Here is a 14173-nt window from a genome sequence, read left to right as displayed (position 1 = left end):
GGTATGAACATGGTTTTCCTCCTGTAGAACTGTGCTTGCCCGAAGAAAGGGAAGCAAGGCTTAAAGAAATTGGAAATCGTCAGGGGTTAATATACCCGACTCTAAATCAGATTGTGACAATTAGTAGGTATGGTGCTGAATATTTGAATTGGCCCAAGGCAAGTGTGATTTATAATGGTGCAGATCACTATGAAAGACTCTACAAGAAACTCTGTCCCGATGTTCAGGGGCCCATAAAGATATTGACCGTAACTCGTTATCGTAAGGGGGAGTGGAAATATAAGGGGCTAGATCATATAATTCGCTTAAAAAAAGAACTGGGAAAAATATGTCAGATAACAGTTGTTGGTCGGGGAGATGAAGATTCTGTTCGAAAATTAAATATTTCGGGAATAAACACCCCTGGCGTTGTCACAGATCAGGAATTGGCTTCTTATTATTCCGAATGTGATGCCTTGGTAAGTTTTTCCCAATGGGAACTTTTTAATTTGCCTCTTGCTGAAGCTGGATTTGCTCATAAACCAGCTTTGGTTTTGAATCTTTGTGCACACCCTGAGGTGACTCCCTTCGTTTTTGATTCTTACGAGACTCTTCGTGATTACTTAAAAAATTCAACAAGAGATTCTTTGAAAGCCGATGGTGAAAAGATGTTCGCCTATGTGCACACTCGTTTTCGCTGGAAACAGAATGGGGAAAAATTAGTGAGGCTAATAAGAGCGAGCTGTTCGAATCCTCGTTTTAATCGTCCGATGTTTAGCAAAAAAGTTCTATGGGCTTTCTGGAATTTTCGTGAATATCTGCGCCAAAATTTATATAAGAAGTGGAAGAAACGTCCATGAGAAAAGATTCCCTTCTTTTAAATGCGACTGTAAATGGCACTGCTCAAGGATTGGGCAGGCTTGTCCGTTTTATAATAACTAGTATTGCTATTGTCAAGTTTGGTGCCGCGGGCTGGGGAGAGGTGGCCTTTGCCTATACCCTTATTACCTACATCAATTTTGTCTTGAATTTTGGTATGTCGTCTTTTGCGTTGATTGAGAAACCTGACGACACTGTGTTAGATAGAAAAATTTTTACGGCAATGGGCTATATTCGGGGATGTTTGGTTGTTGGACTTGCGTTGGTCGTGATTGCCGCATATTTTGCTTTAGACTGGACTTGTGGAACAGTTTTGAAGATATATTTATTGACGGTTTTCCTGAGACCTGTAAACATTGATTGGTTGATTGCAAGGAAAGGCCTTGCGGGTATTAATTCCTTGGTCCAGTTCTTTAGGCAGGGACTACTGCTGGCCCTGATTTATTTTGTGCATGTTCCCTCTATCGAATATTTCGCCGTAATGGATGTTGGATCAGAGGCGATGGCCACAATTGCCCTGTGGGTTGTCGGTCCTAGGAAGGGTTTCTCCCTGGGGCTTCCGAATAAGGAGGAATGGAAAGAAGGGTTGCGGTGTTATCAGGGATCCCTTATTCTATTTGTTTCTTCGGCGTTGCTTTTGCTGCACCAGAACGTAGATATCTTTTTCTTGAAGTTTTTTGGTGGAAATGCTATGGTGGGGATTTACGACTATTGTTATCGTTATGCTTTGTTTGTCTTTTTATTGGGAGGTTCTTTGAGTGAACCGCTACGACGTCAGTTAGCTCGCTTAAAAGAAGTAAGCGCGGAGCAAGAATCGGACCGACTTGTGTTGTCTAGTCATAAGATACTGGGCGTGATGAGTGCAGGTTTCCTTCTTTTTGCGCTCTTGTTTTCAGAATTCATCTTTTCAAAAATAGTGCCGATATCGGTTGATTTCCCGGCATCGAGACTCATGTTTCTTTTTGCCTGCTGGCTGGTGGTATCTTTTTTTTCGGTTCCGTGGAGCGAATGGCTTATTTCTCAATCCAAGAAGAAATACCTTGTGCTTGCTGCAATTGCGGGCTGTGCAAATCTGCTATTCAATTTGTGGTTGGTTCCTACTTACGGAATTTTCGGTGCTGCCGTTGCAAAAATCTGCTCTGAGTTGAGCATTTTTATTTATCTGTTCCTCTCTGTGGATTCCAAGAAACGCAGACAGTTTACGAAGGTATTCTATATTCACCTTTTACTTATTCCCTGCGTTGTCTGTTTCTGGAAGACGGGAGACGTTTCACTTTGGCTTGCAATTGCGACAATCGTCGTGGAAGTTTTGGTGATCTTCTTTACAAAATACTTGTCAAAACGTGATTTGCAGGTTCTTGCCAGAAACTAGGGTCTAGCTGTAACTGAAAATTTTTTTGAAGAAGGGTATGCCGATAACGCATCGGGTTATCAACAAAAGGATTCCTGCTCGCATCAGGAAAATGGCAAGGCTTGCTAGCTGGCCGTAACTTTGGATGAACGGCTCAAAGGTGTCCCACGGGAAAAAAGGACACTCGATAGCATGGAAGCAGAAGATGGCTAGGCTGTATTTCCCTATGAAACCCAAGAAATTGGATGTTGGTTTGCTCTTGGTGATTTTGCGTGACAGTAGGTAGAAAACGAGTGTTCCCCCTAGGGCTCCGGCAAGATCAATGATATAATGCGCTCCGAACAGGCAGGCGTTAACCGACATGCCGGAGAATAGCAGACAATAACCCCAGCAGAGCACGGTGAATGCAAAGAGCATCCACTTGTATTTTGCGGTAACGTTACCAAATGACTTGAGCAGATTTCCTACGAAGAAGAACCCGAGGGCGCAGCATGCCGAAGGGATATACCACGGAATAAATATGTGAAAGCGTACCGAGTTTTTCATGCAGGCGATGCTGAGCAAGAATATGGTTGTCGCCTTGAACCAGTGAGGAATTTTGCTTTGAAAAAGAAAATGCGCTATGAGCCGAACGAAAAAAAGAGCCGTGAGAAACCATAGGGGGCCTAGTTCAACCACTTTGTTCAAAATGGGCAGTGGGATTATCGGTGGGCCTCCAAGCAGGGCGGTGAGAGCATGCTCCGAGCTGGACTGCCACAGAGTGCCACAAAGGATGTCCTTTAAAAGGGCGATTAGAACTAGAAGAAAGCAAGAAAAGAGGTAGGGGACGATTAAGCGCCTAAAATCAACCCTCAGTTCATCCTTTAGGGGCCTTGCTTTGTAGAAGTATCCCGAAATAAAGAAGAACGCGGGCATGTGGAAAGAGACGAAAAAGTGTTCCACTGTGAAAGAGAAATGGCTGTGCCCGGCAATGACAAATAAAATTAGGAGTCCCTTGAGTACATCGAAGGTCTGATCGCGTTTTTTTTCTTGAAAGGCCATTACGATAATATAGCAAGAAAGCGTTTTGGTAAAAAGTTTGAACAATCCTTTTACAAAAAACAAAAAAAGGCGATAGTACATTGTAGAGAAAAATGAATGGAGATAGGGCGTATAAAGATGGGTTGTTGGTTTGAGGTCCCACATTCCGAGCATTTTTTTGTATCTTTGTGCTCAAATCGCGAGAGTGGCGGAATTGGCAGACGCGCCAGACTTAGGATCTGGTACTTCGGTGTGTGGGTTCGACTCCCACCCCTCGCAGAAATTTTAATCTACTAACGAATACCGGAGTCTATATGTCCGTTGAAATCAAAGAAACCAGCGCAACCCTGCGTACCCTCGAAGTCAATATCCCCCAGGAGGACCTGAAGGCTCCTTTCGAAAAGAAGCTGTCCCAGTACAAAAAGCAGGTGACGCTGAAGGGTTTCCGCCAGGGCCAGGTTCCCAAGGCCATGATTTTGAAGCAGTTCGGCGATTCTATCCGTCATGAGGTTGTGAACGAGACCGTAGATGCCGTCTTGAACGCCGAGCTCAAGAAGGCGAACATCATCCCCGTGGGCCAGTTGAAGGTCGTGAAGTTCAACGACGACAAGGAATCCGCCATTACCATGACGGTAGAAGTGGAAATTGACCCTGAAATCGACATCAAGGGCTATGCCGACACGGGTGTGACCGTTCCTCAGACCGCCGTCCACGAAGAAGAAGTCCAGGCCGAATTCGACCACCTGATGAAGATGTGGAGCAAGGACGAACATGTGGACCGAGCCTCCCAGAAGGGCGACGTGGTGGTGGGTAACTACCTGGATGTGGTGATTGACGGTGAAAAGCAGGAACTGCCCGAGAATCGCGAATTCCGCAGTCTGTTGGGCGAATCCGCCAGCCCCGGTTTTGACGAGGGCCTGACCGGTGCCAACGCCGGTGAAACCAAGGAAATCAACTTCAAGTACCCCGACGACCACAAGGACGAACGCTACCGCGGCAAGACCGCCCAGTTCAAGGTGGAAGTGACGGACGTGCGCCAGATTGTTCCGCCTACCCTGGACGAAGAATTCTGCAAGAAGGTGGGCGTCAAGGACGAAGCCGAGCTCAAGAGCAATATCGCCGAAAGCCTTGCCAACCAGAAGCAGGATGCCGCCAAGACCAAGGCCATCAACGAGGCCATCGACAAGCTTATCGAGCAGAACCCGTTCGAGGTTCCCAATGCCCGCGTGGCAGACCTCATCAAGTGGTCCATCAACCGCAACGTGCAGGACCCGAAGGATGCGGTGGAACCCACCGAAGAACAGATGAAGACATTGGCCCCCGAAGCTATCCGCGAAATCAAGAAGCATCGCATTCTGGAGTTCGTTGCCAACAAGGAAAAGATCCGCCCCGCACAGGCCCAGGTGGACGCTCGCCTGCAGGAAATGGCCAAGGCCTACCACATTGAATTTGACGACCTGAAGGCTCATTTCCGTCAGTCTGGCCGTATCAACCAGCTTCGTGAAGAACTCCGCTTCCAGATGGCTGCCGACTTTATCGTGGGTATCCGTCCGGCTGCCGAAGAATCCAAGTAAAAGAGGTTAGTTAATGATCATTCCTACCGTCATTGAGACCACCGGGCGTGGTGAACGCGCCTATGATATCTACTCCCGTCTCCTCAAGGAGCGCATCATCTTCTTGGGCACGCCCATCAACGATGAAGTGGCGAACAACGTCATGGCGCAGCTGATTTTCCTTGAGTATGAGAACCCGGAGAAGGATATCACGCTGTATATCAACAGCCCCGGTGGCTACGTGTCGGCAGGACTTGCCATTTACGATACCATGCAGCATGTGCGCCCGAACATCGCCACCATCTGCATCGGTAACTGTGCCTCTATGGCGGCAGTTCTCTTGGCGGCAGGCACCAAGGGCAAGCGCTATGCGCTTCCCCATTCCCGCATTATGCTGCACCAGCCTTCTGGTGCGGCCACGGGCCAGTCCACCGACATCCAGATTACTGCCAAAGAAATTATCCGCACCAAGGATACCCTTGCCGAAATCGTGGCCAAGCACACCGGCAAGTCTATCGACGAAGTCCGCGAAAAGACGGATCGTGATTTCTATATGGGACCAGAAGAAGCAAAGGCTTTCGGCGTCATCGACGAAGTCTTTGTCCCGCGTAAAGAGGGAGTCTAAGATTCATGTACAGGAATGGGAAAAACCGCCCTGCGGTAACGTGTAGCTTTTGCGGAAAGTCCGCCGAACAGGTGGACAAGATGATTGCCGGCGCAGGTGTGCATATTTGCAGCGACTGCGTTTCCATGTGCTACCGGATTATCGAAGAGGACAAGTCCCGTTCCTTGCAAGAAAAGCAGGCGGCAGAGGTCGCAAGCCAAAAGCCCCTTCCGCTCCCTTCCGAAATCAAGGCCCACCTGGACGACTTTGTGATTGGTCAGGAACAGGCGAAGATTGCCCTTTCGGTGGCGGTCTATAACCATTACAAACGCCTGCGCTACAAGCAGGCCCACCCGAACGGCGATACCGTGGAGGTGGAAAAGTCCAACCTGCTTCTGGTGGGCCCTACCGGGTCGGGCAAGACCCTCTTGGCCCAGACCATGGCCCGCTTTTTGGACGTTCCCTTTACCATCGCCGACGCCACCGTGCTTACCGAAGCGGGCTACGTGGGCGAAGACGTAGATAGCATTATCGTGCGCCTGTTGCAGGCCGCCGACTACGATGTAGCCCGTGCAGAACGTGGAATTATCTTCATCGACGAAATCGACAAGATTGCCCGCAAGACGGCGAATCCTTCCATTACCCGCGACGTGAGCGGCGAAGGTGTGCAGCAGGGCCTGCTGAAACTTTTGGAAGGAACTGTTGCCGCAGTGCCTCCCAAGGGTGGCCGTAAGCATCCGGAACAGCCCCTGGTGCAGGTGAACACCAAGAACATCCTGTTCATTTGTGGTGGCGCCTTCGAGACCCTGGACAAGATTATTGCCCAGCGGGTGAACAAGGGCGGCATGGGCTTTGGCGCCGACATCCGGAGTGAATCCGACAATTCCCTGAGCGAACTTTTCAAGCAGCTGGAGCCCGATGACCTGATCAAGTTCGGTCTCATTCCCGAAATCGTGGGCCGCTTGCCTATTGCGGTTGCTCTCGAAGAACTGGACGAGATGGCCTTGCTGAACATCTTGACCCAGCCGAAAAACGCACTGGTCAAGCAGTTCAAGAGCCTCTTTGCCATGGACGGTATCGAGCTGGACTTTACCGACGAGGCCCTCAAAGAAATCGTCCGCGAAACCATGAGTCGAAAGACGGGTGCCCGCGGGCTTCGTTCCGTCATGGAAAAGTCCCTGCAGCAGGCTATGTTCGAAATGCCCGGTACAGGAGCCAAGAAGCTGGTGCTTACAGACGAAATTATCCGCAGGGGCTTGAACCCTCTGGCGGTTTCCGGGAAGAAATCCTCGAAAAAAGCCGGCAAGAACGTGGCATAACGCCCGGTTTTGCTTGCTTTACTATTATTGAAATATGGCTTTTGATTTTTCTAAGGTATTCCCTCTTTTGCCTTTGAGGGACGCTATTGTTTTCCCTTTTACGACCCGCCGTATTCTGGTGGGCCGCGATATTTCGCTCCGCGCCCTGGAATACGCCGAGGCCCACGATGGCGAAATTATTCTAGTGACCCAGAAGGATGTTGAGCAAGAAGAAATTTCCAACCCGCTTTTGGATTTGTACACGGTAGGCGTTGCCGCCCACGTGAGCAACGTGACGCCTTTCCCCAACGGCTGCGTGAAGGTAGTGCTGGAAGGTGAGCAGATTGTGGACCTGCGTTCTGTCGTACTGAAAGACGGATTCTTGCATGTGACGGTATCTCCCCGGAAAGTTCCTGTTGGCAACAAGGACAAGACCGAAAGCTTTGGCGATGTACTTTCCAACTTCAGGGACTATGCCGCCAAGCGGAACATTGCCGAAGGCATGGTAGATGCCTTCTTTGGCATGGACAGCCAGCTGAATGCCTTTTACGGGATTATCCCCTTCTTGCAGATTTCCTTGGCCGAAAAGCAGAACTTCTTGGAAGCGGAATCTCTGGACGACATGGCTGCGAAGTTGTTGGCCCTTATGTCCATCACCGACGACAACGAAAACGTGATGGTCAAGATCCAGCAGAGCGTTCGTCAGAAAATGGCCCAGCAGCAGAAGGAATGGTTCATCAGTGAACAGATTCGCCAGCTGCAAGACGAACTGAACGACGGCGAAAATTCCTCCTCGGAACCGGACCAGCTGCTAAAGAAACTGAAGGCCAAGAATTTCTCCCCGGCCATCATGGAAAAGATGGAAGAGGAAATCGCCCGCATGCGCCTGATGCACCCCACCACGCCGGAATATGCGGTAGTGCGGAACTATATCGACTGGTTCCTCTCCATGCCCTATGGCGTTTACAGCGATACGGTGCTGAACCTGAAAAAGGTGAAGGCGGATCTGGATGCCAAGCATTTCGGGCTAGACAAGGTGAAGGACCGCATTCTGGAATACATCGCCGTGCTGAAACTCACAGGCACGGAACGTCGCGCTCCCATCCTTTGCCTGGTGGGCCCTCCCGGCGTTGGCAAGACCACCCTGGTGGAATCCATCGCCGCCTCCATGCAGCGGAACTTTGTGCGCATTACCTTGGGCGGTGTCCGTGACGAGGCCGAAATCCGTGGGCATCGCCGCACCTACATTGGTGCCATGCCTGGCCGTTTTATCCAGGCGCTTCGTCGGGCCAAATGCATGAACCCTGTGCTCCTGCTAGACGAAATCGACAAGATGGCCGCCGACTTCAGGGGCGACCCTGCCAGCGCCTTGCTAGAAGTTCTGGACCCGGAACAGAATCACGACTTTACGGACCACTTTATGGAAGTGGGTCTGGACCTTAGCCGTGTGCTGTTCATCGCTACCGCCAACTCCGAGGCCGAAATTCCCGACGCCCTGCGGGACCGCTTAGAAGTGGTGCGGCTCCCCGGCTATTACGCCCACGAAAAGAAGCAGATTGCATCGAAGTTCCTGATTCCAAAAATCTGCGAGCGCTGCGGTGTTGCTCTGGACAAGGACATTTCTATTTCTGACGTTCTCATCGAAAAGGTCATTCGGGAATGGACCCGCGAGGCTGGCGTCCGTGAACTGGAACGCTCCCTGGAAAGTATCGTCCGACACCGTGCCAAAGAAATTGTCATGGGCAAGAAGGTCAAGAAGGACCTGACCGAAAAGCAGCTGCAGGAATACCTGGGCGTTCCCCGCTTTACCGAGAACCGCCTGCCCGCTCCTGGACATCACGGCGTGATTACGGGCCTTGCCTGGACCAGTGTAGGTGGCGAAATCCTCACGCTGGAATGCAAGCTCCTTTCGGGCAAGGGCCACCTGTTGCTCACCGGAAAGCTGGGTGACGTGATGAAGGAATCCGCCCAGATTGCTCTCAGCCTCGTGCGTGAACGTTTGCAGCGGTTCGGCATTGACCCCGCCATCGTCAAGAAGACCGATATTCACATCCACGTGCCCGAGGGTGCCGTGCCCAAGGACGGCCCGTCGGCGGGAATCGCCCTTACGCTGTCCCTGCTTTCGGCCTTTACCCGCAGGCCCGTGTCGCCGGACATCGCCTTTACGGGCGAGGTGAGCCTTACGGGAGACCTGCTGCCCATCGGCGGACTCAACGAGAAGGCGCTTGCCGCTCAGGAGGCGGGTGTCAAGACGCTCTACCTGCCCGAAGGCAACAAGAAGGATGTGACGGAACTTCCGGCCCCTGCAAAGAAGGGCCTGAAAATCCACACGAAAAAGCACATCGACGAAATCATCAAGGAACTGTTCCCGAAACCTAAAAAGTAAGGTTTTAGGACCTGCCGCCCTTGTCATCCTCGCGCAGGTGAGGATCCGTGTGCGGTTTCTCACCCTTGTCATGCCCGCGCAGGCGGGCATCTCCTTTTTGAACTTTACTATATTCCCGAGAAGGAATCAATACACAAGGAGTTCTTATGAAAGCAGGAACCTTTTTAGTCGGTGCGATTGCCGGTGCTGCCGCCGCCGTCGCTTTATCCAAGAAGTTCATGGGCGGCAAGTGCGCCTGTTCTGAGGCGGCTGGTGCCGACGAAAATCCGGCCTTGAAAGAAGCCGAACAGGCGGTGGACACCCTCCGCGGTTCTGTAGATTGCCTGCGCAAGGAACTGAACAACCGCATTGAATCGGAACAGACCTACGCCGCCAAGTGCGAAGAACTCAAGGACCAGGTGGCCAAGCAGGGCGTGGAAATCGACAACCTGAAGAACATCATCGACGCGAACAACGCCCAGACCAAGAAACTCGAAGACGAGCTGGAGCAGAACAAGGCCGGCAAGTAGCTGCTTTTGGATGGTGCGCAAAATTAGCGAGACTCCCGACAACCTCGGGAGTTTTTCTAATTTTGGATTTGCTTGTTTAAGTTTTTGCAAATAAAAAAGGAACGCTATGCCAGCTTTTGATCCGAATGCGAAAAAGATGCTGATTTCGGGAAACGAGGCCATCTCGCTTTCTATGCGCCACTGCAACGTGCAGTTTGCTGCAGGCTACCCGGGAACCCCCTCTACCGAAATCCTCGAGGACTATTCTGAACTCGGCGGGTATGCCCAGTGGGCCCCCAACGAGAAGGTCGCCGCCGAAGTGGCCCTGGGTGCAGCCTTTGGCCATGCCCGCAGCGTGGTCACCATGAAGATGGTGGGCCTCAACGTGGCAAGCGACGTGCTCTACACCGCGACCTACACGGGCGTGGATGGCGGCATGGTGTGGATCGTTGCCGATGATCCGGGCCAGGGCAGTTCTCAGAACGAACAGGATACCCGCAACCACGCGAAGGCATCCGTCTGCCCGATGTTCGAGCCCAGCAACTCCCAGGAAGCATACGACTTCTTCCGCATCGCCATGCAGACCAGCGAAAAGTTCAAGATTCCCGTAATCCTCCGCATGACGACCCGCGTGGACCACTCCAAGTCCATCGTGGTGCCGAAGGAAGAACTCCCGGCGATGGTGCCGAACTTCGAACGCAACATCGCCCAGCACGTGATGGTGCCCGGCTTCTCTAAGCCCGCGGGCCGCAAGCTCCGTGCCAAGATGGACGAGATGGAAGCCTGGAACGTGGCCGAAGGCCCGAACAAGGTGGAAATGCGCAGCGCCGACATGGGTATCATCACGAGCGGCATCAGCTACCACCACGTGCGTGAAGCCGCCCCGGAAGCGAGCATCCTCAAGCTCGGCATGACGTACCCGCTGCCGATGCAGCTCATCAAGGATTTTGCTGGTAACTTCGAAGGCAAGCGCCTGCTGGTGATCGAAGAAAACGACCCGTGGCTCGCCGAGAACATCAAGGCCGCAGGCATCCAGTGCGAAAGCAAGTTCGACCCGATTTTCCGCTTCGGCGAACTCGACGTGAATCGCGTGCGCCGCATTATCGCTGGCGACAAGAATCCGGACCCGGTTCCGGTGAAGGGCAAGCCGCCTATGCTCTGCCCGGGCTGCCCGCACCGCAGCTCTTTCGCGGTTCTCAAGGAACTCGACTGCATCGTTTCCGGCGATATCGGTTGCTACACGCTGGCAGCCCTCCCGCCCATCAGCGCGATGGACTACATGATTGACATGGGTGCCGCTATCGGCATGGGCATTGGCCTTCGCAACGTGCTCCCGCGCGAACAGGCCAAGAAGGTCGTCTCCGTGATTGGCGACTCCACCTTCGTGCACAGCGGCATTACGGGCCTCGTGGAAGCGGGCTACAACCGCCCCGAAACGGGCCACGTGGTCATCATTCTCGACAACAGCATTACCGCCATGACGGGCCAGCAGGAACACCCGGGTACGGGCCGCCATCTCGACCACAGCCCGGCCTACAAGCTGGACTACGGCGCCATCGCGAAGACTGCCGGTTTCGACAACGTTTATGAAGTGAACCAGGTCAAGGAACCCGAGGAATTCAAGCGCCTCGTTAAGGAAGCGCTCGAGAAGGACGAGCTCACGCTCATCGTGGCGAAGAGCCCCTGCATTCTTGCCCTCAAGAGCATCCTCGCCTGGGACAAGGCCAACAAGGAAAAGGCGGAAAAGGCTCTCGCCGAGTCCGAAGCCGCCGCAAAGAAAAACGGCAACTTTTAACGGAGATTAATTTGTATGAGCGTAGTTAACGTGAAATTTGCCGGCCTCGGTGGCACAGGCGTTATCAAGGCGAGCGACGTGATGGCGGAACTCGTGTTCGAACAGGGTTACGACGTGAAGAAGGCCGAAGTGCACGGCATGAGCCAGCGCGGCGGTTCCATCGCCAGCGACGTCCGCTTCGCGAAGGGCGAAGAAGTTCAGTCCCCGATGATCCCGACGGGCGAGGCCGACTACCTGGTGGTATTCGACGAGACGCAGGTCGTGGTGAACGAGGCCTTCCTCAAGCAGGGCGGCGTGCTCCTCACTCCGGCGGACATCGATGTCTCGAAGCTCGAGAACGTGAAGGCCCTGAACGTCGCGATGCTCGGCAAGCTCAGCAAGCATTTCGACTTCACCGTGGACCAGTGGACGGTCGCCCTGAACAAGCTCTTCGCCGAAAAGTTCCACGAGGGCAACAAGAAGGCCTTCATGCTTGGCCGCGAAGGGTAAATGAAACTTTTCGCCCCCTTTCAGAAACTTGTCCTGATATCCCTGGCGGTGTGGGTGGTCCACATCGTCTTGCGGGTCCTGTTGCTGTTCCGCAGCAACCCCTACGGATTCCCCTTCGTCTCTAAGCCGGACTGGTTCATCTTCCATGCGGTCTGTATCGACTTCATGTGGATTGTGAATGCTTTGGTGGTGTTTGTCGTCTTGGGAGCGTTGGTCGCACTTCTCGTCTCCAAAATCAAACCGGACTCGAAAACCGCAATTGTCCATAAAGTTGCGAAAGTCACCGCTGTTCTTTATGCCGTATTCCACAGCGCAATCTTGCTGCTCACGCTCCTGGACAACGAGACCCAGCGTTTTTTGGGCGGGCACTTGACCTTCGGGCTGGTGGATACCTACAAGGACACTTCGTCCATCATCGTGTTCTATGACTACGTGGCCAACGACCTGTCGGTGCCTTACCTTCAGTTCGTGGTGCTCCTGCTGATGTTGCCTGCGGCTTACGGCCTGTACCGCCTGTTCTGCAAGTGGTACCGTCCCCGCACCATCGGTGCCGACAGTTCCTGCGAAAGCCGTTTCTACGTGAAAAAATCCGTCGTAGCCATGCTGGTATTTTACATCGCCTCTTACCTGTTCGTTTACTTTATCTGGACAGGTAACGCCCGCATGACAAAGCTTCGACCGGTGGTATCGCTGATTTATCGGGACTTGTTCGAATCCAAGACGGCACAGGGACTTTCCGAAGCGGACCTTGCCACCTACCGCATGGCTTACCAGAACCTTTGGCAAAAGGTGGAAGGGGATTCGTCGTGGCAGTTTGTGGATAGCGATGCGGGTAATCACCTGCCCCTTTACCGCGTGCCGACCCAGGCCTTGCTCCAGAGCGAAAAACTGGCAACCCAGCGCGAAATGCGGCCCAATTTCATTTTGGTGTTGATGGAATCCCAGCGGGGCTTCAACACGGGCTACATGAACCCGCAAATCCAGCCGTCGCCTACGCCCTTTATGGATTCCCTGGCGGCACATTCCCACGTGTGGATGCGCATGCATACCAGCGGCGTTCCCACTACCGGTGGCGTGCTTTCCACCCACATCGGCATTCCGCATCATTCCCGCCTGGCACAGGCCACCGACCTTGCCCACGTGACGCTCCCCAGCTTTGTCTCCGTATTGACCGAGAACGGTTACAGCACCCACTACATGTCTGCCGCCGACCCCGCTTGGGACAATCTGGGCGTCTGGATGTCCAAGTGGTACACGCAACAGCATTACAACCGCGAGCGTGAAGACGACTCCACCTTCATGGACAACGCCATCGAATATGTGCGCGACACGTTGGCCAAGAGCGGAAAGCCCTTCTTGGCCACTCTCATGACCCGCTCCAACCATTACCCCTTCAACTTTGCGGCAGGCATGACTGACGAAGAAAAGAACCGCCCCCTGCAGGAACGCATTAACGTGACCATGGGCTATGCCGACCGGCAGCTGGCCCGGTTCATCCGCGCGGTAGAAAATGAGGAATGGTATAAGAATACCTACGTGATTGTCATGGCGGACCACGGATTCCCTCTGGGCGAAAACGGCGTTTCTACCATGAACGGTGGCGGATTTTCCAATGTGAGCTGGATTCCCTTCATGATTCACGGCGAAGGCTTGGACGCCACCCGCGATACCACCACGGCGGCCCAAATCGATATTGCCCCTACGGTTTTGGAACTGGCGGGCTTTGCCGTACCTAACATTTTTATGGGCCATAACTTGTTGAGGGCCGACGCAGTTCAGCTCAGCGTCAACGACACGGTTCAGACCAACACTAGCGACACCATCCAGCCAAGCGTCAATGATACGGTTCAGACCGACATCAGCACCCCCGCGCTTGCGGGCCTTTCCCTGGGGGCCTACTCCGGCTACTCCGCCATCGGACTCGACGGCTACCGCTTTGTGGCCAAGTACCCCTCCTTCGACGAAACCTACCTCTTTGCCGATGGCGACACCCGCCAGGAACATGAACTTCTTGTCGGCGGTTCCGCCCCTTCGGACGGTGTACAAAAAGAGGGCGCCTACCTGAAGGCCACCCTCGATACTCTGATCAAGATTTCGGACTACACCCTGGAAAAGGGCCTGTAGTGTGATAATCGTCACGATTCGTTCCGTTTGTTAACAAAACTAAACTTTTGTTTTCCATACGAACCGAATTTTTTACATACAATTGCTGAAAATTCCCAAATAAAAGATTATTTTATGGTTTAAAGTTAAGAGGGGCATTTTATGCCCTGGGAGATTTTTATGTCTATAAAAACCAAAGTATTCGGTTTAGTGGTGCTGGCATCTGCT

General features: G+C 52.9%; 11 protein-coding genes and 1 tRNA gene. 11 read left to right on the top strand and 1 reads right to left on the bottom strand.

The features are described from left to right. The coding region (locus IKB43_02745) for a glycosyltransferase family 4 protein (protein ID MBR2469060.1) at positions 1–839 on the top strand (839 nt) is incomplete at its 5' end. After that, positions 836–2230 carry a polysaccharide biosynthesis C-terminal domain-containing protein gene (locus tag IKB43_02740; protein ID MBR2469059.1) on the top strand — a complete coding sequence of 465 codons (1395 nt, stop codon included), beginning with the start codon at positions 836–838 and terminating at the stop codon, positions 2228–2230. The genes IKB43_02745 and IKB43_02740, both read left to right, overlap by 4 nt. Positions 2231–2233: 3 nt before the next feature. On the opposite strand, the gene IKB43_02735 is transcribed toward IKB43_02740, so the two are convergent. Continuing rightward, entirely contained in the window at positions 2234–3250 is a 1017-nt protein-coding gene (locus tag IKB43_02735) for an acyltransferase family protein (protein ID MBR2469058.1), read from the bottom strand. Between the two features lie 178 nt (positions 3251–3428). Here IKB43_02735 and IKB43_02730 point away from each other — a divergent pair. The 9 genes from IKB43_02730 to IKB43_02690 all read left to right on the top strand — a co-directional run bounded on the left by IKB43_02730 (position 3429) and on the right by IKB43_02690 (position 13966). After that, positions 3429–3508: transfer RNA gene (locus IKB43_02730), tRNA-Leu, on the top strand. A gap of 35 nt (positions 3509–3543) precedes the next feature. Next, positions 3544–4803 (top strand): trigger factor, encoded by a 1260-nt coding sequence (gene tig, locus IKB43_02725; GenBank protein ID MBR2469057.1) that lies wholly within the window; start codon positions 3544–3546, stop codon positions 4801–4803. Between the two features lie 13 nt (positions 4804–4816). Beyond that, the gene (locus IKB43_02720; GenBank protein MBR2469056.1) at positions 4817–5407 is read left to right on the top strand and encodes an ATP-dependent Clp protease proteolytic subunit; all 591 of its coding nucleotides are present in this window, start codon (positions 4817–4819) and stop codon (positions 5405–5407) included. A gap of 5 nt (positions 5408–5412) precedes the next feature. Further along, a complete protein-coding gene (gene clpX, locus IKB43_02715; protein MBR2469055.1) occupies positions 5413–6705 on the top strand; it encodes an ATP-dependent Clp protease ATP-binding subunit ClpX in 1293 nt (430 codons plus the stop codon). Between the two features lie 34 nt (positions 6706–6739). Next, positions 6740–9070: an endopeptidase La gene (gene lon / locus IKB43_02710; GenBank protein MBR2469054.1), complete on the top strand. Its 2331-nt coding sequence runs from the start codon at positions 6740–6742 to the stop codon at positions 9068–9070. A 146-nt stretch (positions 9071–9216) separates the two neighbouring features. Then, positions 9217–9579, top strand: a complete 363-nt coding sequence (locus IKB43_02705) for a hypothetical protein (protein MBR2469053.1) — start codon at positions 9217–9219, stop codon at positions 9577–9579. A 106-nt stretch (positions 9580–9685) separates the two neighbouring features. Beyond that, positions 9686–11353 carry a thiamine pyrophosphate-binding protein gene (locus tag IKB43_02700; GenBank protein MBR2469052.1) on the top strand — a complete coding sequence of 556 codons (1668 nt, stop codon included), beginning with the start codon at positions 9686–9688 and terminating at the stop codon, positions 11351–11353. 15 nt (positions 11354–11368) lie between these two features. Next, positions 11369–11842, top strand: a complete 474-nt coding sequence (locus IKB43_02695) for a 2-oxoacid:acceptor oxidoreductase family protein (GenBank protein ID MBR2469051.1) — start codon at positions 11369–11371, stop codon at positions 11840–11842. Continuing rightward, entirely contained in the window at positions 11843–13966 is a 2124-nt protein-coding gene (locus tag IKB43_02690; protein ID MBR2469050.1) for a sulfatase-like hydrolase/transferase, read from the top strand. Positions 13967–14173: the final 207 nt, after the last annotated feature.

Source organism: Fibrobacter sp. (assembly GCA_017503015.1).
Taxonomy (GTDB): domain Bacteria; phylum Fibrobacterota; class Fibrobacteria; order Fibrobacterales; family Fibrobacteraceae; genus Fibrobacter.
This window is presented reverse-complemented; position numbering and strand designations above follow the sequence as displayed.